The organism is Erythrobacter epiphyticus (assembly GCF_034653295.1).
Classification (GTDB): Bacteria; Pseudomonadota; Alphaproteobacteria; order Sphingomonadales; family Sphingomonadaceae; genus Erythrobacter.
Genome location: NZ_JAYEEU010000002.1, coordinates 85,524 through 106,789, shown reverse-complemented (window position 1 = coordinate 106,789; position 21,266 = coordinate 85,524). Strand labels below are relative to the sequence as shown.

At 65.9% G+C, this 21,266-nt stretch carries 18 protein-coding genes and 1 tRNA gene; all 19 read left to right on the top strand.

The features are described 5' to 3' along the window. Positions 1-53 precede the first annotated feature (53 nt). Entirely contained in the window at positions 54-1,124 is a 1,071-nt protein-coding gene (mraY, locus tag SOQ14_RS00960) for a phospho-N-acetylmuramoyl-pentapeptide-transferase (RefSeq protein ID WP_322895952.1), read from the top strand. 18 nt (positions 1,125-1,142) lie between these two features. Beyond that, positions 1,143-2,480 carry a UDP-N-acetylmuramoyl-L-alanine--D-glutamate ligase gene (gene murD / locus SOQ14_RS00955; protein WP_322895950.1) on the top strand — a complete coding sequence of 446 codons (1,338 nt, stop codon included), beginning with the start codon at positions 1,143-1,145 and terminating at the stop codon, positions 2,478-2,480. After that, a complete protein-coding gene (locus SOQ14_RS00950) occupies positions 2,477-3,712 on the top strand; it encodes an FtsW/RodA/SpoVE family cell cycle protein (protein WP_322895948.1) in 1,236 nt (411 codons plus the stop codon). The genes murD and SOQ14_RS00950 overlap by 4 nt, the downstream gene beginning before the upstream one ends. Further along, on the top strand, positions 3,709-4,956 hold the full coding sequence (gene murG, locus SOQ14_RS00945; RefSeq protein ID WP_322895943.1) for an undecaprenyldiphospho-muramoylpentapeptide beta-N-acetylglucosaminyltransferase: 1,248 nt from the start codon (positions 3,709-3,711) through the stop codon (positions 4,954-4,956). Before SOQ14_RS00950 ends, murG begins: the two co-directional genes overlap by 4 nt. Continuing rightward, positions 4,953-6,392, top strand: coding sequence for a UDP-N-acetylmuramate--L-alanine ligase (gene murC, locus SOQ14_RS00940; protein WP_322895942.1), 1,440 nt, complete (start codon positions 4,953-4,955; stop codon positions 6,390-6,392). Before murG ends, murC begins: the two co-directional genes overlap by 4 nt. Further along, positions 6,392-7,363, top strand: coding sequence for a UDP-N-acetylmuramate dehydrogenase (gene murB, locus SOQ14_RS00935; protein WP_322896250.1), 972 nt, complete (start codon positions 6,392-6,394; stop codon positions 7,361-7,363). Before murC ends, murB begins: the two co-directional genes overlap by 1 nt. A 114-nt stretch (positions 7,364-7,477) precedes the next feature. Continuing rightward, positions 7,478-8,470, top strand: a complete 993-nt coding sequence (locus tag SOQ14_RS00930) for a D-alanine--D-alanine ligase (RefSeq protein WP_322895941.1) — start codon at positions 7,478-7,480, stop codon at positions 8,468-8,470. Then, positions 8,451-9,374, top strand: coding sequence for a cell division protein FtsQ/DivIB (locus SOQ14_RS00925; RefSeq protein ID WP_322895939.1), 924 nt, complete (start codon positions 8,451-8,453; stop codon positions 9,372-9,374). The genes SOQ14_RS00930 and SOQ14_RS00925 overlap by 20 nt, the downstream gene beginning before the upstream one ends. Positions 9,375-9,418: 44 nt before the next feature. Then, on the top strand, positions 9,419-10,738 hold the full coding sequence (gene ftsA, locus SOQ14_RS00920) for a cell division protein FtsA (RefSeq protein ID WP_322896247.1): 1,320 nt from the start codon (positions 9,419-9,421) through the stop codon (positions 10,736-10,738). Positions 10,739-10,908: 170 nt separating this feature from the next. Next, a complete protein-coding gene (gene ftsZ / locus SOQ14_RS00915; RefSeq protein ID WP_322895936.1) occupies positions 10,909-12,615 on the top strand; it encodes a cell division protein FtsZ in 1,707 nt (568 codons plus the stop codon). A 124-nt stretch (positions 12,616-12,739) separates the two neighbouring features. Further along, entirely contained in the window at positions 12,740-14,296 is a 1,557-nt protein-coding gene (locus SOQ14_RS00910; RefSeq protein WP_322895934.1) for an SPOR domain-containing protein, read from the top strand. A 159-nt stretch (positions 14,297-14,455) separates the two neighbouring features. Further along, positions 14,456-14,962 carry a type III secretion system chaperone family protein gene (locus tag SOQ14_RS00905; RefSeq protein ID WP_322895932.1) on the top strand — a complete coding sequence of 169 codons (507 nt, stop codon included), beginning with the start codon at positions 14,456-14,458 and terminating at the stop codon, positions 14,960-14,962. Beyond that, the gene (locus SOQ14_RS00900; RefSeq protein WP_322895929.1) at positions 14,962-15,771 is read left to right on the top strand and encodes a pyrroline-5-carboxylate reductase family protein; all 810 of its coding nucleotides are present in this window, start codon (positions 14,962-14,964) and stop codon (positions 15,769-15,771) included. The genes SOQ14_RS00905 and SOQ14_RS00900 overlap by 1 nt, the downstream gene beginning before the upstream one ends. Positions 15,772-15,930: 159 nt before the next feature. Beyond that, complete coding sequence (locus tag SOQ14_RS00895; protein ID WP_322895927.1) at positions 15,931-16,674, top strand: Bax inhibitor-1/YccA family protein; 744 nt, start codon at positions 15,931-15,933, stop codon at positions 16,672-16,674. Between the two features lie 170 nt (positions 16,675-16,844). Then, positions 16,845-17,786, top strand: coding sequence for a hypothetical protein (locus tag SOQ14_RS00890; RefSeq protein ID WP_322895925.1), 942 nt, complete (start codon positions 16,845-16,847; stop codon positions 17,784-17,786). A gap of 102 nt (positions 17,787-17,888) precedes the next feature. Next, positions 17,889-17,964 (top strand) — tRNA-Ala (locus SOQ14_RS00885). 88 nt (positions 17,965-18,052) lie between these two features. Further along, on the top strand, positions 18,053-19,123 hold the full coding sequence (cgtA, locus tag SOQ14_RS00880) for an Obg family GTPase CgtA (protein WP_322895923.1): 1,071 nt from the start codon (positions 18,053-18,055) through the stop codon (positions 19,121-19,123). Beyond that, positions 19,108-20,250 carry a glutamate 5-kinase gene (proB, locus tag SOQ14_RS00875; protein WP_322895920.1) on the top strand — a complete coding sequence of 381 codons (1,143 nt, stop codon included), beginning with the start codon at positions 19,108-19,110 and terminating at the stop codon, positions 20,248-20,250. Before cgtA ends, proB begins: the two co-directional genes overlap by 16 nt. After that, a complete protein-coding gene (locus tag SOQ14_RS00870; protein ID WP_322895918.1) occupies positions 20,247-21,164 on the top strand; it encodes an NAD-dependent epimerase/dehydratase family protein in 918 nt (305 codons plus the stop codon). The genes proB and SOQ14_RS00870 overlap by 4 nt, the downstream gene beginning before the upstream one ends. Positions 21,165-21,266 lie beyond the last annotated feature (102 nt).

Below are 21,266 nucleotides of genomic sequence, written 5' to 3'. Positions count from 1 at the left end.
CCGCAGCGAGCGGTCATCGGGCAGGGCGTTCACGGGGCACAAAGGACGGATGAATGTTCTACTGGCTTGCCGAACTGTTCGGGTTTGAAGGCATTTTCAATCTGGTGCGTTACCAGAGCTTCCGCGCCGGGGCGACGCTCGTGACGGCGCTGGCGATAGGGCTGGTGATCGGCCCGCGCTTCATCAACCTGCTGCGCGTGCGGCAGGGCAAAGGCCAGCCGATCCGCGAGGATGGCCCGCAAAGCCATCTTGCCAAGCGCGGCACGCCGACAATGGGCGGGTTGATGATCCTGACTTCGCTCACCTTGGCGCTGCTCTTGTGGATGAACCTGTCGAGCCCGTTTGTCTGGGCGTGTCTGGCCGTGACCATCGGCTTCGGGCTGATCGGCTTTCTGGATGATTACGACAAGGTCTCGAAGAACAGCCATGCCGGGGTGCCGGCGCGGGTGCGCTTGCTAGGCGAATTCGTGGTGGCGGGCCTTGCCGCGTGGCTGATCGTCAGCCAGATCAACACCAATCTTTACGTGCCCTTCTTCTCGGATTTCAGCATCCCGCTCGGCCCCTTCTACTATGTGTTCGCCGCGATCGTGATCGTGGGGGCGGGCAATGCCGTGAACCTGACTGACGGGCTTGATGGCCTGGCGATCATGCCGGTGATTATCGCTGCGGGCACCTTTGCGATCATCGCCTATCTGGTGGGGCGCGCGGATTTCAGCGCCTATCTTGGCATCCCCCATGTGGCGGGGGCGGGCGAGTTGGCGATTTTCTGCGCGGCGATCATGGGCGCGGGGCTCGCCTTCCTGTGGTTCAATGCCCCACCGGCGGCGGTGTTCATGGGTGATACCGGCAGTCTGGCTCTTGGCGGTGCGCTGGGCGCGATTGCGGTCGCCTCGCATCACGAAGTCGTGCTCGCGATCGTCGGCGGCCTGTTCGTGCTCGAAGCGGTCAGCGTGATCGTGCAGGTCTTCTGGTTCAAGCGCACCGGCAAGCGGGTGTTCCGCATGGCTCCGATCCATCACCATTTCGAACAGCTCGGCTGGAGCGAAAGCAAGGTCGTGATCCGGTTCTGGATCATCTCGATCGTGCTGGCGCTGATCGGCCTTGCCACCTTGAAGCTCAGGTAAGAGGGAGCGCGCCGGCCCGTGATCACCTCGCCTCTCTTTGCCGGCAAGCGGTTTGCGGTGCTTGGCCTAGCCCGTTCGGGCGCGGCGGCCGCCGAAGCGCTGATTGCCAGCGGGGCAGAGGTGATCGCATGGGATCGGCAGGATGTGGCCCGTGCGCCGTTTGAAGGGCGCTGCCGGTTGATCGATCCGCTCGAGCTTGATCTCACGGGCTTTGCCGGTGTGGTGATCTCGCCGGGCGTGCCGCTCAACACCCATCCGATCGGGCCGCATGTGTGGCAATATGGCCTGCCCGTCATCGGCGATATCGAGCTGTTTGTGCTCGCACGGCCCAGCCTGCCGCCGCACAAGGTGGTGGGCATCACCGGCACCAATGGCAAATCGACCACCACCGCGTTGGTGCATCATATTCTGCACGAGGCGGGCGTGCCGAGCGTGATGGGCGGCAATATCGGCGAGCCGATCATGGCGCAGGAGCCGCTGCCCGAGGGGGGCGTCTATGTGCTCGAATTGTCGAGCTTCCAGATCGATCTGACCTTCACACTCGATTGCGATATTGCCGCGCTCACCAACATCACCCCCGATCATCTCGATCGCTATGCTGATTTCGCGGCCTACACCGCTTCCAAGGCGCGGCTCTTCGCGATGCAGCAGCACGGCACCGCGATCATTTGCGACGAGGACGCGCCGACCCATGCGATCGCCGCCAGTCTTGAGGCGGCGGGCCATCCGCCGATCCGGGTGCGCAGCGCGGATGTGACGGTGCCGGTTTCGCCCTCGCTCGCCGGGCCGCACAATGCGCAGAACGCGAGCGTCGCGCAGGCCATCTGCCGCGAGCTTGGGCTGACGGATACGCAGATCGCGCATGGCCTTGCCACCTATCGTGGCCTGCCCCACCGGATGGAGCGGGTCTGCGATGCCGGGGGTGTCACCTACATCAATGACAGCAAGGCCACCAACGCCGCCTCGGCCGCGCCTGCGCTCGCCGCTTTTCCGCCTGATCCCGCGATCCATGGCGGCACGCCGCGGATTCATTGGATCGTGGGCGGCCTGCCCAAGGAAGACGGGCTTGGTGCCTGCGCCGCGCATCTCGGCAATGTGGCGGCTGCCTACACCGTGGGTGAAGCGGGGCCGATGTTTGCCAACCTGCTTGAAGGGCTAATCAAGGTTGTACGCTGCGAGCTGATCAGCGAGGCGGTGTGCCGCGCGCGGGACGCGGCGCTGCCGGGCGATGTGGTGCTGCTGTCCCCCGCGTGTGCCAGCTATGACCAATTCCGCGATTATGAAAAGCGCGGCGCCTATTTCCGCCAGATGGTGTTGGCGATGACCGGCTGTGAGCCGCAGGGAGATGCGCCATGAGCACGCTCGGCACCTCGCGCGGCTATGCTCCCACGCGCGGCGGACGCTTGGCCGCACCCGTTCCGGTGCAGCGCAGCTGGAGCGATGGGTTGCGTATCTGGTGGCGCGAGATCGACAAGGTCTTGCTGGCGCTGATCCTGCTGCTGATGGCGCTGGGTGTGGTGGCGGTGGCAGCGGCCTCGCCTGCCAGCGCCGAACAGCTTTCGACGCGCAGCGTCCGGCTGGATGAATTCATGTTCCTCAAGCGGCATATCCTGTTCCAGCTCGCCGGGATTGTCGGGATGATCGGGATTTCCTTTGCCTCGCGCGATGATGCGCGGCGGCTCGGGATCATTGTCGGCGCGATCATGCTGGTGTTGCTGGTGCTGGTGCCGATCATCGGCCCCGTCAAGAACGGGGCGCGGCGCTGGATCGAGGTGGGCATTTCGGTGCAGCCGAGCGAATTCATGAAGCCGGCCTTCGCGATCATCCTTGCCTGGGTGTTGAGCTGGCGGCTGCGCGATCCGGGCCTGCCGGTTATCACCTTTGCCACTGTGATGCTCGGCGTGATCGCGGCCTTGCTGATGGCGCAGCCCAATCTTGGCGACACCATCCTGTTTGCGGGCATCTGGTTTGTGATGGTGCTGCTCGCGGGGGTTTCGGTGCAGCGCATCGGTGCGCTGATGGGCGTCGGCGTCGCGGGCCTCACACTGGCCTATTTCCTCTACGACAATGCCCGCCACCGCATTGATTCCTTCCTCGGCGGCGGGACGGCCTTTGATCAGGTCGATCTCGCCCAGCGCACCCTGATGGCAGGCGGGTGGACCGGCAGCGGGCTGTGGCTTGGTATCCGCAAGATGAACCTGCCCGAAGCCCACACCGATTACATCTTCTCGGTGATTGGCGAGGAATTTGGCCTGATCGCCTGCGGCATGATCGTGCTGATCTATTGCGGCATCGTGGTGCGCGTGCTGATGCGGCTGGTGGACGAAGAAAACCTGTTTGCCCTGCTCGCGGGGGCGGGCCTCATCACCCAGTTCGGCGGACAGGCCTTCATCAACATCCTCGTGAACCTCCAGCTCTTCCCGTCGAAGGGCATGACCTTGCCGCTGATCAGCTATGGCGGTTCATCTGCACTGGCGGTGTGCTTCACGCTTGGGCTATTGCTGGCGATCACCCGGCGCAATCCGTTCCTCGCGAAAGAGGGGCGGGGTCTGCGCGGATTGTTGGACAGCAAGGAGGAGCGCCCATGACCGGCGCCAATGCACATCCCGCGCCCGGTGGGGCGAGCCGCCACTTCGTTCTTGCCGCAGGCGGAACCGGCGGGCACCTGATCCCGGCCTTTGCGCTGGCAGAGGAACTGCACGCGCGCGGCCATCATGTCGCGCTGCTGACGGACGAGCGCGGCGCCGCACTGCCCGGCAAGCCCGCCTATCTGACCTCGCATATCATCCCGGCGGGCCGGTTCGGCAAGAACCCGCTCGGCTGGATCGGGGGGCTGCGCGCCGTGCTGGCAGGACGCAGCATGGCGCTGCGGCTGTTCGAAACCTTCGAACCGACGGCAGTGGTCGGCTTTGGCGGCTATCCCGCCTTGCCCGGCTTGCTGGCCTCGACCGCGGCAGGCATTCCCAGCATCATCCATGAACAGAACGCGGTGCTCGGCCGGGTCAACCGGCTGCTGGCGGGCCGCGTCGATGCCATCGCAACCTCGTATGCGGCGGTTGACCGGCTCAAGCCTAAGCATCGCGGCAAGGTGCATCTCACCGGCAATCCGGTCCGGCCCGAAGTGCTCGCGCTGCGCGAGCAGGATTTCCCGCAGCTGACCGGTGAAAGCCTGTTCCGGGTGCTGGTGACCGGCGGTTCGCAAGGTGCCCGGGTGCTGTCGGAAGTGGTGCCTGACGGGCTCGCGATGCTGCCGCCCGCCTTGCGCCAGCGCTTGCAGGTGACCCAGCAATGCCGCGCCGAAGATCTCGAAGCGGTGCGCGCGCGCTACGCCGCGCATGATATCCCTGCCGAGCTCGGCACCTATTTTGAAGACATGCACGAACGTCTGGCGGGTGCACACCTGTTCATCGGGCGCGCGGGCGCTTCGACCATTGCCGAACTTACCGCCGTGGGCCGCCCGGCGATCCTCGTGCCGTTACCGATTGCGACCGATGATCATCAGGCGGTCAACACCCGCGAGATGGTCAAAGCCGGCGGGGCGCGGATGATCCGGCAGGAGGCTTTCCAGCCCAAGGAACTCGCCAAGCAGATTCAGGCGATGGCGCAGAACCCGCAAAGCCTCGCCAATGCCGCGCATTGCGCGTTCAATTGCGGGCGGCCCGATGCGGCCAAGGACTTGGCCGATCTGGTGACGAGCATGGGCGGGCTTGATCTGATGGATGTGATCCGCGTCGGCGAAAATGCACCCCGCGCCGCGCAAACGGCGGCTCGTCCGCAGACGGCAAGCCGCAAGGCCGCCAAGGATGCGGTCCAGCACGGAGCCGACGCATGAAGGGTGTCGGCACGGATATCGGGATCATCCACTTCGTCGGCATCGGCGGGATCGGCATGTCCGGCATTGCCGAGGTGATGCACAATCTCGGCTATGCGGTCCAAGGCTCGGACATTGCCGAGGGGCCGAGTGTCGAGCGGCTGCGCGCGCGCGGCATCACCGTGCATATCGGCCATGCCAAGGAAAACGTCGCAGGCGTGGCGGTGGTGGTCACCTCTACCGCGGTGCGCCGCACCAATCCCGAAGTCGCCGCCGCGCTCGAAGCGCGGGTGCCGGTGGTGCGCCGCGCCGAAATGCTGGCCGAACTGATGCGGCTCAAATCAACTGTCGCAGTGGCAGGCACCCACGGCAAGACGACGACAACCAGCATGATCGCCAGCCTGCTCGATACCGGCGGCATCGATCCCACGGTGATCAACGGCGGCATTATCGAGCAATATGGCTCGAACGCGCGGCTCGGCGATAGCGACTGGATGGTGGTCGAAGCGGACGAAAGCGACGGCAGCTTCCTGCGGCTGGACGGCACGATCGCGGTCGTCACCAATATCGATCCTGAACACCTCGATCACTATGGCGACTTCGAAGGGGTGAAGCGGGCCTTTGTGGAATTCATCCACAACGTGCCCTTCTATGGCGCGGCGGTGCTGTGCGTTGATCACCCGCAGGTGCAGGCGGTGATCGGCGAAGTGCGCGATCGCAAGGTCGTGACTTATGGCTTTTCGCTCCAAGCCGATATCTGCGGGGTCAATGTTGTCCCCGCGCGCGGAGGCAGCACCTTTGATGTGATCGTGCGGCAGCGCGGGGCAGAGGATCGCCGCATCGAAGGCGTGCATCTGCCCATGCCGGGGCGGCACAATGTCCAGAACGCGCTCGCCGCGATTGCCGTGGCGATCGAGATGGGCTGTTCGGACGCAGTGATCCGCGCGGGCTTTGCCAAGTTTGGCGGGGTGCGGCGCCGCTTCACCCGTGTCGGCACGGTGGCGCTCGCAGGTGGCGGCGAGGCAGGCGTGATCGATGATTACGCGCACCACCCGGTTGAAATCCGCGCCGTGCTGGCGGCAGCGCGCGAGGCCGTGGGCGAGAGCGATGGCCGCGTAATCGCGGTGATCCAGCCGCACCGCTTCACGCGCCTCCATGATCTGATGGAGGATTTCCAATCCTGCGCCAATGATGCCGATATCGTCTATGTCGCGCCGGTCTATGCCGCAGGGGAAGAACCTCTGCCGGGGGTGGATGCGGCGGCGCTGGTGGCCGGGATCAAGGCGCGCGGGCACCGCGCGGCGCGGCTGATTGAGGGCGCCGATGCGCTGGCCAGCGCACTCGCGGGCGAGTTGGCGGCGGGCGATCTGGTCGTCTGCATGGGCGCGGGCGATATCACCCGCTGGGCCGCAGGTGTGGCCAGCGCGATTGCCGCCCAAGGCAAGGCCGCGGCATGATGATGAGCATCCAGCCCGGCGAGGCACCCATCTGGGACGATGGTGGGGCGCCGACCTGTGCCGTCGAAGGCGCGGTCGCTGCGCCGGTCTCGCTTGAGGGTATTCGCGGCAAGCTGACCTGCAAGGCGCCGCTTGCGCCCTACACCTGGTTCAAGACCGGCGGGCCTGCCGACTGGCTGTTCGAACCCGCGGATCTCAACGATCTGCGCGCCTTTCTCGAACGGCTGGGCGGCGATATTCCGGTGATGGCGCTGGGGCTCGGATCAAACCTCATCGTACGCGATGGCGGTGTCCCCGGCGTGGTGGTGCGGCTCGGCAAGGCCTTTGCCGGGGTCGAGCATAGCGGCGAAAACGAACTCACCTGCGGGGGCGGGGCAAGCGGCATCCTCGTCGCTTCGACTGCGCGCGATCTGGGCATTGCCGGGCTGGAATTCCTGCGCGGCATTCCCGGCACGGTCGGCGGTTTCGTGCGGATGAATGGCGGGGCCTATGGCCGCGAAGTCGCCGATGTGCTGGTCGATTGCGCGGTTATCCTGCCCGATGGCACCTTTGTCACGCTGCCCGCCGCCGATCTGGCCTATACCTATCGCCATTCGGTGCTGCCCGAAGGCGCGATTGTGGTCTCGGCCCGGTTCAAGGGGCATCCCGGCGATCCGGCGGCAATCGGTGCGGAGATGGACCGCATCGCTGCCGCGCGCGAGGCGAGCCAGCCGCTCCGCACCAAGACCGGCGGATCGACCTTCAAGAACCCCGAAGGCCACAAGGCGTGGCAACTCGTCGATGCGGCGGGCTGCCGTGGCCTCACTCTCGGCGGGGCGCAGGTGAGCGAGAAGCACACCAATTTCCTGATCAACACCGGCGATGCCACCAGCGCTGACATCGAAGGGCTGGGCGAACTGGTGCGCCAGAAAGTCTATGAGCATGCGGGCGTGATGCTCGAATGGGAAATCCAGCGGGTGGGACGGCCGTGATGGACGAGGCAACCACTTCCGTTCACCCTGAGCTTGTCGAAGGGCCGTCCTTCTTTTTCGCCGCAGCAAAAGTGAAGTGCAGGGCTTCGACAAGCTCAGCCCGAACGGATTTGAATGATGTTTGACAAGCCTCTCCACGTTGCTGTCCTGATGGGCGGTTGGGCCAATGAGCGCCCGGTTTCGCTGATGAGTGGCCATGGTGTCGCCGATGCGCTCGAAGCGCGCGGCTTTCGCGTGACGCGTATCGACATGGGCCGCGATGTGGCGCTGCGCCTGCACGAGGCCGCGCCCGACGTGGTGTTCAACGCGCTCCACGGCGTGCCGGGCGAAGATGGCTCGGTGCAGGGGCTGCTCGATCTGATGGGGCTGGCCTATACCCATTCGGGTCTCGCCACCTCGGTGATCGCGATCGACAAGCAGCTCACCAAACAAGCGCTGGTGCCGCACGGCATTCCGATGCCGGGCGGGCGCATTGTCACGCGGGAAGAGCTTTATCAGGGCGATCCCTTGCCGCGCCCCTTTGTCTTGAAGCCGGTGAACGAAGGTTCTTCGGTCGGCGTCGCGATCGTTACAGCCGACAGCAACGTGGGCAATCCGATCAACCCGCAGGCGACTGGCCCGTGGCAGGAATTTGCCGAACTGCTGGCCGAGCCTTTCATCAAGGGCCGCGAGCTGACTGCGGCCGTGCTCGATGGCCCTGATGGCCCGCGCGCGCTCGGGGTCACCGAATTGGTGATCGAAAACGGCTTCTACGATTACGAGCACAAATATACCGAAGGGCGCACGGTTCATGTCTGCCCGGCGCAGATCCCGGCTGACATCACCAAGCTGTGCGAAGATTACGCGATCCGCGCGCATCAGGTGCTTGGCTGCCACGGCACCAGCCGCACGGATTTCCGTTGGGACGATGAACTGGGCGCAGCAGGCCTGTTCGTGCTCGAAACCAACACCCAGCCGGGCATGACGCCGCTCAGCCTCGTACCCGAACAGGCCGCGCAGGCGGGCATCAGCTATGGCGAGCTGGTCGAGCTGTTGGTGCACGAAGCGCTCAGGGTTCATGCTGCCAAAGCGAACAAGCGAGGTCGCCATGGCGCAGATCAAGCGTAGCGATACCCGCGGTGTGCGCCGCGCCGTGCGCGCTGAAAACCGCGCGGTTACCGCGCGCCGCGCGCGCGGGCAGGCGAGCGGGCTGATCGATGGCGCGATGGGGCTTTTGCCCTTCACCGAAGACCAATGGAGCCGGATCTGGCTGACGATCATCATTGGCGGCGGCGTCGCGCTCGCCGTGGTGATTGCAAGCCTTGCCGGCGTCCCCGCGCTCGCCGAAGCGCAGATCGCCAAGGCCGCGACTGATGCGGGGTTTGCGGTGCGCCATGTCAAGGTCACCGGCACCAACCGGATGGACGAGCGCGAGGTCTATGCGCTCGCGCTGGCCCAGCGCAGCCGCGCCATGCCCGATGTCGATATCGCCGCGCTGCGCACCCAATTGCTGACATTGCCGTGGGTCCGCGATGCGCGGGTCTCGCGTCAGCTGCCCGATACGCTGGCAATCGACATCGTCGAACGGGAGCCCCATGCCGTGCTCGCGCGGCCTGATCGGCTCATGCTGATTGACCGTTCGGGGGTTGAACTCGCCCCGATTGCCGAGGCCAAGGCCAAGGGAATGCTGCGGATTTCCGGCTCTGGCGCGGCGATGCAGGTTGCACAGCTCGAACAATTGCTGGCCGCTGCGCCCGCCTTGCAGCCGCAGGTCAAGGCGGCGGAATGGGTCGGCAATCGCCGCTGGAACCTTGTGTTCCGCAGCGATCAATTGCTGGCGCTGCCCGAAGGCGAAGTCGAAGCGGCCACGGCCCTGGTGCAATTTGCCCGGCTCGACGGGCAGAACCGGCTGATTGGCGGCAAGGTTGCCGCTTTCGACATGCGCACCCCGCCGCGCATCTACATGCGTGTGCCCGGTCAGAGCGAACGGGCCAAAGCGCTCGCCAATCTTGAGAAAGGGAGCAGTCAGTGATGGCATCACGGGCAGCGGGCAAGGCGGCCGCACGCAATCAGCAGATCGCCAAGGCGCGGCTGACGCGGGTGCTGGGCGCGGTCAATATCGGATCGTTCCGCATCTCGGCGATGATCATGGGCGAGACCGAAACGGGTGAGTTGATCGTGCTCGGCTCGGGCCACCGGGCGAGCGCGGGCATCAAGCGCGGCTATGTCACCGATATGCGCGCGGCCACTTATGCGATCCGCGATGCGGTGGAGCGCGCCGAAAAGAGCGCGGGCCTGACCGTGCAAAGCGTGTGGATCGCCTGCGCGGGCGCAGGGCTTGGCAGCCATGTCGCGAGTGTTGACATCGAGATCGGCGGGCGGCGGATCGAGGAAGAGGATGTCGAACTGCTGCTCTATCAGGCGCGCGGCATGATCCAGCCTGACGGACGCACGGTGCTGCATGCCCAGCCGGCGCATTACACGCTTGATGGCGCGCATGGCGTGGCCAATCCGCGCGGCCTGCACGCTGAACGGCTCGGGGTCGATATCCATGTGATGCTGGCCGATGGCGCGCCGGTGCGCAATCTCATGGAAGCGGTGCAAAGCGCGCATCTCGATGTCGAAGGGGTGGTCGCAGCGCCGCTCGCGGCGGGCTATGCCTGCCTTACCGATGAGGAACGCGATCTCGGGGTCGCGCTGGTCGAGATCGGGGCCGATGTCACCAATATCGCCGTGTTCGCGGCGGGCATGTTGCTGGGGCTGCGGGCGGTGCCGATGGGTTCGGGCGACATCACCGATGCGATTGCGTCGGCTTTCGGCATTCGCCGCTTTCAGGCCGAACGGCTCAAATGTGTCTATGGCTCGGCGATTGCGAGCCGTTCCGATCACCGCGAGATGATCCCGGTGACCGGCCCCAATGATGCTGCCGGTGAAGACGCGCAGCCTGCGCCCGGCGCGCAGCCCGTGGCGCGCGGCGCGGATGAGAAAAACCGCATCTCGCGCGCGCAACTGGTCTCGGTTGTCACCCAGCACCTTTCGCTGCTGACCACGGAAATCGGCAAGGCGCTTAAGGATATGGGCTTTTCCGGCACCCGCGCCGGGCAAGTGGTGCTGACCGGCGGCGGTGCGGAACTTGCTGGCATGGCCGAATTCGTGCAGAGTGCGCTGGGCGTGCCGGTGCGGCTGGGGCGCACGCCTGAGCTTAAAGGCCTGCCCGAAGCCCATGCGACACCCGGCTTTGCGACCTTGGCGGGCCTGTGTCTTTACGCGGCCGAGGATCCGGTCGACATCCGCTCGGTCAATGCGCCGCGCGCCATGCGCGCCAGCCTGGGCAATGCCGGACGCAGCCTGTTTCCGGTAGGGCGGTTGATGCGGGCGATGAAGGAGTATTTCTGAGCCTGCTTGCGGCCCGCAACGGGTTCAGTTTCGGCCTGATCGGGGTTAACTGAGGGCTGTGGATAAGGATTATCCCCCTATCAAAACAATACGGGGTTTGTGTCAAAGAGGAATGGTAGTGCGGATAAGGGGGCGGCGCAGGCCCGCGATCTGCGGCTGGAGGAACACTGATGAGCATCAATATCGGACCGGCAGCGATTGACGACATGCGCCCGCGGATAACCGTGATCGGCATTGGCGGGGCTGGGGGCAATGCCATTGCCAACATGATCGCGTCCGAGATCGAAGGCGTCGAATTCATTGTCGCCAACACGGATGCCCAGGCGCTCAGCACCTCTCCGGCGGAAAAGCGTATCCAGCTTGGCCCGGACATCACCGGCGGGCTTGGTGCCGGTGCGCGTCCCGAAGTGGGCAAGGCCGCGGCCGAGGAAACCGTTGCCGAGATCGAACAGGCGCTGGAAGGCGTCAACATGTGCTTCATCGCCGCCGGGATGGGTGGCGGCACGGGCACCGGCGCCGCGCCGGTGATCGCCGAAGCCGCGCGCCGCATGGGCGTGCTCACCGTGGGCGTGGTAACCAAGCCGTTCCTGTTCGAAGGCACCCGCCGGATGCGCGCGGCCGAAGCGGGCATCGAAGAGCTGCAAAAGCATGTCGACACCCTGATCGTCATTCCCAACCAGAACCTGTTCCTTGTCGCCAAGGCCGAAACCACCTTCAAGGAAGCCTTCCAGCTCGCCGATGAAGTGCTCCAGCAGGGCGTGCGCTCGATCACCGATCTGATGGTGATGCCGGGCCTCATCAATCTCGACTTTGCCGATGTCCGTTCCGTCATGAGCGAGATGGGCAAGGCGATGATGGGCACCGGCGAGGGCGAGGGTGAGAACCGCGCGCTCGAAGCGGCCGAGCAGGCGATTGCCAACCCGCTGCTCGATGGCGTGAGCATGGCCGGGGCCAAGGGCGTGATTATCTCGATCATCGGCGGCGAAGACATGCGCCTGCTCGAAGTTGACGAGGCGGCCAATCACATCCGCGAGCTGGTCGACGAAGATGCCAACATCATCTGGGGCTCGGCGTTCAATCCCGATCTCAAGGGCAAGATCCGCGTCTCGGTGGTCGCCACCGGGATCGAGCAAGGCGCGCTCGGTGCTGCGGACCGGGCCTTGCCGACTTCGCTCGGCGGCGCGCGTGCGCCCAAGCGGCCGGTGCTCGAACTCGGCGATGAAGCCCCCGAAGCCCCCGGTTTCGCGGCTGCCCCGTTGGCAGGCGTGGGCGTGGCGGCTGCCGCTGCGGTTTCCTTGGACGAAGATTTCCTGCCGGAGGAAATCGCCGAGGCAGAACCGTTCGATCTCACCGGGATGCAGGCGGTCGAAGGGCTGGGCGATGATGATTACGGCGATGAGTATGACGACGATGTCGATGGCATTGTCGATCCGCTCGCCGGGCTGCGCGGCGTGGAAGATGTCGAGCTTGGCCTGACCCGCGCCGAGCCTGATCCCTATGGTCAGGCTGTTGCGGATGATGACACGCTTGATCTCGGCGAAGCCTATGATGACGGGTACGGATCGCGCCCGAGTGGCGGCCCGGCTGGGGCGTTCTCGCCGCCGGTGCAGGATGATTTCCTCGCCGATGCCGATCGGCTCGCTTCGGATGATCGCCCGGTCGAAGCCCAGCTTGGTGGCGGTCGCCGTCGGGGTCTGATCGGCGGTGGTGGTGGCGGCGCGGCAGGCGCAGGCAGCACGCTGTTCGAACGGATGGCCAATCTTTCGCGCAGCACAACCAGCAGCGCCGATGACGATGAGGATGACGGCGATGGTGATGGCGGCGGTGGCCCGGCGCTCAGCATCCCGCGCTTCCTTGGTCGCCAGAACAACCAGTAAGCCTGTCCCTCTGGTCCGCATCCCGGCGCAGGCCGTGCCCCGCTCGGCTTGCTGGGCGCGGGGCGGGGCTGGTATTGTGGCATCACGGGGCTAGGATAGAACAAATCTTGCCCCGGTCGTGATCATGTCCCCCAAAGCTTTTCCCTTTGCCCGTTCTTTCCGCCGTGCGTTGGGCAGTGGTGTGCTCGCCAGTGCTTGTGCGATGCTGGCGAACCCGGTTCAGGCACAGGAGGTAACCTCGCGCGAGGTGGTGCAGCCGCTCCCTTCGGGCGAGGTGCAGCGCCTCAACCGCGCGCTCGTACAACTCGCCCGCGATCCGCGCGATCTGCCCGCCTTGCTCGAGGCGGGCGAAGCCTCGCTGGCGGTCGATGATTTTGAAGCCGCCAATGGCTTCTTCGCGCGGGCCTTGGTGGTGGAGCAGACCAACCAGCGCGCTGCGCTTGGGCTGGCGCGGGTGGCGCTGCGATCAGGCGATGCGTTGGGTGCGCTGGAGCGCTTTGAAAAGGCCGTGCGCGCCGGTGCTCCTGAGGCGACGCTGCTGACAGACCGGGGTCTCGCTTTTGACATGACGGGCGATCAGGCCGCCGCACAAGCGGCGTATCGCCGCGCGCTTGAAGTCGATCCGCGCGACAATGAGGCGCGCCGCCGCCTCGCGCTCAGCTTTGCCATTGCGGGCAATCGTGGCGGGTTTGAAGATACCCTGCGCCCTCTGCTCGATGAACGCGATATCGCCGCGCTGCGGACCCGCGCGTTTGGCCTGGCGATTTTCGGCGAGCAGGAACGGGCCGCGGCCATTGTCGATCAGGTCATGCCGCGCGACCTTTCCAGCCGGCTCGTCCCCTACCTTGCTTTCATGCCGCGCCTGACCAAGCCGCAACAGGCGGCAGCCGCCAATCTCGGCATTTTCCCGCGCGCGGCGGATATCGGGCGCGATGATCCGCGGCTCGCGCGGTTCGCGCGCGAGGGGCAGTCTGATAGCCGGCTGCAACCTTCGGGCAAGCCGCTTGGTGTAGGGCCCGCGCGCGTCAGTGCCCGGGCTGGATCAGAGCCATCGCCCTCACAGCCGGGGGTGGTGCCCTCAAGCGTGCGCAGCGCCCGCCGTGTCGCAGCGGCAGAGCCGCGGGTGACGGTTGTTCCCAACCCGCCCACACCTGCGCCTGCTCCCGCCCCTGCGCCTGCGCAGGTTGCGCAGCCTGCTCCGTCTGCCCCGGCACCGCTGCCGGCTTCGCCACCGCCGCCCGCGCCGCTCGCGCGCGTGGCGGATGCCTTTGCGGATCTGGGCGGCGCGCTGCCCCAGAGCGGGCCGAGCGGCGGCGGGGTGGACATCACCCGCATCCAGCCCCCGCGCGAAGTCGCCGCGCGGCCCGAGCCCAAGCCCGAAGCCAAGCCCAAGGAACCGGCCAAGCCCGCCCATCCCGCGCGCAATTGGGTGCAGATCGCGACCGGGCGCCAGCTTGCCGCGCTCAAATTCGATTGGCGCCGGTTCGAGCGCAAGGGCGGTGATCTGTTCAAGGGCATGCAGCCCCACACCACCCGCTGGGGCGAAGCCAACCGCCTGCTGGTCGGCCCGCTCACCAGCCCCGAAAAGGCGCGCGATCTGGTGAAGCGGCTGAAGGAGAAAGGCGTTGATTCCTTCTTCTATGCGAGCCCCGAAGGCGAGGAAATTCAGGTTCTTAAATAAGGCTTGGCGCCTCGCTTCGCGTTTCTTTGCACAGGCTATGAACAGGCTTGTGCGGTTCTCCCCAAGCGCCTTGCCTCTGCGGATTGCCAACCGCCATCGATGGCAGGCATGCGTGCCACTGATGACAAAGCGCCCCTTTCCCGATCCGAGGCTCCGCCCATGAAACCGCGCGAGAAGGACTTCTCGCATGAGGACGACACCGCGCCGGTCGAGATGCTGTTGGCGCTGTTCGAGGCGCGCGGCTGGCCCTGCGAAATGGTCAGCGATGACGAGATGAGCGGCGAAGTGCAGGGCAGCTGGGCCAATTATCAGCTGCGCGCGATCTGGCGGGCGCAGGATCGGGTGCTGCAATTCCTCTGCCTGCCCGATATCCGGGTAACGGCGGACAAGAAGCCGCAAGCGTTCGAATTGCTCGGCCTGATCAACGAACAGATGTGGCTCGGCCACTTCGATATCTGGTCGAACGGGGATGTGCTCCTCTATCGCCATGGCGTGCTGCTTGGCGATGAAGGCACCCTCAGCCTCGCGCAGGCGCAGGCGCTGGTCGAATGTGCGATTGATGAATGCGATCGCTTCTATCCCGCGTTCCAGTTCGTGCTGTGGGGCGATCGCACGCCGCGTGCCGCGCTGGAGGCCGCGATGGTGGACGCTGCGGGCGAGGCGTGATGGCACCGCACCTGCTCATCATCGGCTGCGGCAATATGGGCGGGGCGATGCTCGCCGGATGGCTCGCAGCCGGAGAAGACCCGGCGCGCTTTGCCGTGCTTGATCCCGCGCTGGCGGCTGCACCGGGCGGGGTTGGGCTTTATCGCAATCCCGCCGAAGCGCGCGCGGCGGGTGGTTTTGACGCCGTGCTGCTGGGGTTCAAGCCGCAGCAACTCGCCAGCCTCGCCCCCGGCCTTGCCGACCTCTGCGGAGCGGGCGTGACGGTGCATTCGCTGCTCGCCGGGATCACGCTTGCGCAACTCGTCAGTGCCTTTCCGGCAGCGCGAGCGCATGTGCGGGTGATGCCCAATCTGGCGGCAGCCATTGGCAAATCGCCCGTGATCCTTGCGGAACGCGGGCTTGATGATGCCGGCTGCGCTGAGGCTCTGGCGCTGTTCGATCGGCTGGGGACAGCCTTGTGGCTGGCGGATGAGGCGCAATTTGACCTTGTCACCGCGCTTGCCGGATCGGGGCCGGGGTTTGTCTATCGCTTTATCGATGCGCTGGCTTCGGCCGCTGCCGAGCTGGGGCTCGAACGCGGCCTTGCCGACCGGCTGGCGCTTGCCATGGTGGAAGGCGCCGCAGCGCTCGCAGCCAGGGCCGATGCCCCGCCCGCAACGCTCGCTGATCGGGTGGCGAGCCCCGGCGGCATGACCCGCGAAGGGCTCAACATTCTCGACCATGATCGCGCGCTGGTTACCCTGATGATCGCGACCTTGCGCGCCACCCGCGACAAGGGCGCGCAGCTCTCGCAGAATGCCGCGAACTGACTCCTGATCTTACAGTTCAGATTAATGATTGTTAATCTGAACGAAATTCACGCGACACTTTCCGGTTTTGCTTGAAATGGCGGGCCGAAACCCCGATATTCGCAGCATCGATAGCGTCCGGCTTTCCCGGAGCGCTGCGTTTGGAGATTGGAAACGACGATGGCAGACTGGAACAACAACCTCGGCACCGGGCAGCGCCTTGGCTCCGTGCCGCGCGCCGGCGGCGATGTCGCGGGTCGCGCGGTCTATGACGAGGGCCTGCGCTCCTACATGCTCTCGATCTATAACTACATGGCCTCGGCCGTGCTGCTCACCGGCATAGTGGCGATGGTGGCTGCGTCGAGCGGCATCACGCTGGCGCTGGCTGGCAGCCCGCTGATGTGGGTGGTGGCGCTCGCCCCGCTCGGCTTCGTGCTGGCGATGAGCTTCGGCCTCCACAAGATGAGCCAGTCGACCTTGAACATCCTGTTCTGGTCCTATGCCATCGTGATGGGCCTGTCGCTCTCGACGATTTTCCTCGTGTTCACGGGTGAAAGCATCGCGGTGACGTTCTTCGCGACGGCGGGCGCTTTTGCGGGCCTCAGCCTCTACGGCTATACCACCAAGAAGAACCTGTCGGGTCTCGGCAGCTTCCTGATGATGGGCGTGATCGGTCTGATCATCGCCAGCCTCGTGAACCTGTTCCTGCAATCGAGCGCGATGTCTTTCGTGATCAGCGCGATCGGCGTGCTCGTGTTTGCTGGCCTCACCGCCTATGACACGCAGCGGCTCAAGATGCAGTACGACCAGCTGCGCGGCACCGAGTTCATGGGCAAGGCCGTGATCATGGGCGCGCTGAGCCTCTACCTCGACTTCATCAACATGTTCATGTTCCTGCTGCAGTTCCTCGGCAATCGCGAGTAATTGCGAAAGGCTGCAACCGGACGGTTGAAATCTCGGATGCCCGGAGTCTTGCAAAAGGCTCCGGGCATTTGCTTTGGCGGCAAAGCAAGCTATCGCCGCACCCTATGAAAATGTGCAGGCATGGTTCATCCGCCTGCGATAATATGCTCGGACAATGAGGCTGACCTGACATGATTTCGCCCGCAACCACCCCAGCGCAATCCTCGCACACCGCGCCCCTCACGTTCCGTCGCCTTGGCGTTGCCGCACTGGCCATCGGCACGGCGCTGGTCGCCGCCTGCACCACGCCGACGAGCGCGCCGCCGCCCGCCGCGCCCCGACCGCAGGCGCAGGCTGCCGAAGTCGTGCCCTATCGCCCGCTGCCGCCTTCGGGCGCGTCCTACGTGATGAAGATGCCGCCGCGTGGTCCGGATGGGAAGTGGATCACGGTCAACAGCAATCTCACCGATGATCGGCTGGTGTGGCACCTGCGCTCGGCGTGGAATGTTGCCGCACTCAATTGTCTTGCGCCCGAATATGATCCGATCCTGCAAGGCTATCGCGCGTTCCTCAGCAACAACGTGCGCGGCCTGAAGGCGGTGAATGACCGGATCGAGAAAACCTATCAGAGCCGCTTCCGCACCCGCCGCGATGCGATTGTCGCCCGCGATGCGGAATCGACGCAGGTCTATAACTTCTTCGCCAACCCGGCAGCGCGCAGCGGGTTCTGCCTCGCCGCGCTGGATGTCGCCAACCGCTATCTCGCTGCGCCGAAGAGCCTCCCGCTCGCCTTCGCCAAGGAGAATTTCCAGGTGATGATGGTGCCGATGGAGGACTTCTTCAATCAGTACGAAGCCTACCAGCGCGCCTCGGCGGAGTGGGATGCCAAGTATGGCGCGCGCTATGGTTCCTCGCAGCCAGGCTGGGTTGCGGTGCAGCAGGCCCGCGCCAATGGTGAGGACGTCCCGACCTACACGGCGGTGGCCGCTGCCGCGGTGACGCAGACCGTGGTCGATCCGCAAACCGGTGAAGCTGTGCCGGTGGTGCCGGTGCAGGAAGGCTTCGTGTCGCAGCCGGTGGTCGAACCGCTCGCGGTGCCGCAGCCCGCGGCCACGCCCAAGGCGCGGCGCTAGGCGCGAGAGGCCCACACCGAAAATCGCCGTTGCAAGCGCGCGCGCTTGCCGCTAAGTCGCGCGCCTGCTGTGGCCGCCCCTGCGCGGTCAGCACACCTGAACGGGGCCGTAGCTCAGATGGGAGAGCGCGTCGTTCGCAATGACGAGGTCAGGGGTTCGATCCCCCTCGGCTCCACCAGGTGTATCATCCGCGCGCGAACCGGTTCTGCCAGCGCTGCTATCATCCCCCTCGCCATCCGCCGCAGAAATGCATAGAGGAGCGTTCCATGCATTTTCTCGATCAGGCCAAAATCTATATCAAGTCAGGCGGCGGCGGGCCGGGCGCTGTCAGCTTCCGGCGTGAGAAATATGTCGAATATGGTGGCCCCGATGGTGGCAACGGGGGGAGCGGCGGCGACATCGTGTTCGAAGCGGTCGCCGGGCTCAATACCCTGATCGATTTCCGCTACACCCAGCATTTCAAGGCACCGCGCGGCGGGCACGGCATGGGCCGGGACCGCACTGGCGCCAGCGCCAAGCCGCTGGTGATCAAGGTGCCCGTCGGCACGCAGATCATTTCCGATGATCAGGAAGAAGTGCTCGCCGATTTCACCGAAGTCGGCCAGCGCGTTGTGCTGCTCCATGGCGGCATGGGCGGACGCGGCAATGCCTCCTACAAGACCTCCACCAATCGCGCCCCGCGCCAGCACCAGCCCGGCATGCCGGGCGAGGAAATGTGGGTGTGGCTGCGGCTGAAGCTGCTCGCCGATGTCGGCCTTGTCGGCCTGCCAAACGCGGGCAAATCGACCTTCATCAACGCGGTCTCGAACGCGCAGGCCAAGGTCGGCGATTACGCCTTCACCACGCTGGTGCCCAAGCTCGGCGTGGTGCGCCACAAGGGCCGCGAATTCGTGCTGGCGGATATTCCCGGCCTGATTGAAGGCGCAGCCGATGGCGCGGGGATCGGGGATCGTTTCCTCGGCCATATCGAACGCTGCCGGGTGCTGATCCACCTCATCGACATCACCGGCACGGATAACGCCGACCCGGCTGAAGCCTTGCGCATCGTCGAGGAAGAGCTTGAGGCCTATGGCGGCGGGCTCGCTGAAAAGCCGCGCCTGATTGCGCTCAACAAGCGTGATCTTGCCGATGCCGAGTTGGTGGCAGGCTTTGCCGCGGAATTGCAGGCGGCAGGCGCCACACAGGTCTTTGCCGTCTCGGGCGCGACGGGTGAAGGCATCCCCGAACTGATGGATGCCGTGCTGTCCTATCTGCCCGATCGCACCGCCACCGAGACCAAGGGCAGCGAGATCGAGGACGCGCCGAGCGGCGCGTCTGACGAATGGTCCCCGATCTAGAGACGCTGATGCTGGAGCGGTCGGCCGACATGGCACGCGCGCAGCGCATAGTCGTCAAGATCGGCAGCGCGTTGCTGATCGAAGGCGGCAAGCCGCGCAGCCAATGGCTCGGCAAGCTGGCGGGTGATCTGGTCACGCTGCGCAAGAACGGCGGACAGGTAATTGTTGTCAGTTCGGGCGCCATCGCGCTCGGCGCGGCGCGGCTGGCCTTGCCCAAGGGTGGCCGGGCGAGCCTTGCCGATGCGCAGGCGGCAGCGGCGGTCGGGCAGATCCAGCTTGCCGATCTGTGGTCGGCAGCGCTCCGGGCGCATGGCATTACCGCGGCACAAATGCTGCTGACACTTGATGATCTGGAAGATCGGCGGCGCTATCTCAATGCCTCGGCCACGCTGGATCGGCTGCTGAGCGCGGGGACGATCCCGGTCATCAACGAGAACGACAGCGTCGCCACCGAGGAAATCCGTTTTGGCGATAATGATCGCCTGGCCGCGCGGGTGGCGCAGGCAGCCAATGCCGATCTGGTGCTGCTGCTGTCGGATGTTGACGGACTCTATGACCGTGACCCGCGCGAGGCCGGTGCCGCGCTGGTGCCCGTGGTCGAGGCGGTCACGCCCGAAATTATGGCCATGGCGAGCGGCGCGTCTTCATCCGGGCTGGGTTCGGGCGGGATGGTGTCGAAGCTGCAAGCCGCGCAGATCGCGACGCGCGCAGGCATTGCGCTGGCGATCCTCAACGGCACGCATGACGCGCCGATCGCCCATGCGCTCGGCGCGGGCACGGGGACGCTGTTCCTGCCCGTGCGCAGCGATTCCGCGCGCAAGGCGTGGCTTGGCGGGCGGCTCGCCCCTGCGGGCGAGCTGCGCGTCGACAAGGGCTGCGCGGAGGCTTTGAAAGCCGGGGCGAGCCTGCTTGCGGCGGGGGTGGTCGGCGTCTCGGGCCAGTTCCGGCGCGGCGATCTCGTCAGCGTGCTGTCGCTGCGGGGCGAGCGGCTGGCGCAGGGTCTTGCGGAATATGACGCCGCCGAAGTGCAATTGATCGCGGGCAAGCGCGCCGAGGATCAGGCCGAGCGGCTGGGCTACGCGCCGCGCTCCTGCGTGATCCACCGCGATCACATGGTGCTGCTGTGACGCTGCTGGCGATCACCGGCGCGACCGGCTTTGTCGGCTCTGCGGTGCTCGACGCGGCGCTGGCCGAGGGCCATCAGGTGCGTGCGCTCGCCCGCCGCGATCAAACGGCGCGCGCTGGCGTGGAATGGGTGCGCGGCGATCTGGGCGACGCGGGCGCGCTCGCCGCGCTGGTCGCGGGCGCGGACGCGGTGATCCATGTCGCGGGCCTCACCAACACGCCGGACCCCGCCGCCTTCGAAGCGGCCAACGTCACCGGCACCGCCAACGTCATCGCCGCGATGAAGCAGGCGCAGGCCCGGCGGCTGGTGTTTGTTTCCTCGCTATCGGCGCGCAAGCCCGAACTGTCGGCCTATGGCGCGTCGAAGGCCAAGGCTGAGGCGCTGGTGGAGGCCTCCGGTCTCGACTGGACCACGGTGCGGCCGCCCGGGGTCTATGGTCCGCGCGATGTCGACTATCTGGAGATGTTCCGCACCGCCAAATGGGGCTTTGTCCCCCTCCCGCCGGGTGGGGCGAGCTCAATCATCCATGCCGACGATCTCGCGCGTCTGCTGGTGGCGCTGGCGGCCAGCAACGCCGCTGCGACGAAGAAGCAGACCTACGAACCTGACGACGGGCGCGAGGGCGGGTGGAGCCACAAGGAGCTGGCGCAAGCTATCGGCCAAGCCGTGGGCAAGCGTTCCGTCTTCGCTCCGCACTTGCCGCGCGCTGTGCTGGAAGCCACGGCCACGGCCGACCGGCTGCTGCGCGGCGACCGCGCGAAACTCACCGCCGACCGTGTGGGCTATATGTGCCATCCCAACTGGGTTTCCCGTTCGGATCGCAAGCCGCCCGCCGGCATATGGCAGCCGCGGATCAGTGGCGAGGAAGGTCTGAAGGCGACCGCCGCATGGTACGCCCGCGAGGGGTGGTTGTAGCCCTTCGCTTCGTCATTGCGAGCGCAGCGGAAGCGAAGCTGGCCGTGGCCAACCAATCCAGAGCTGCGCGCGGAACGCTCTGGATTGCCGCGTCGCCTTCGG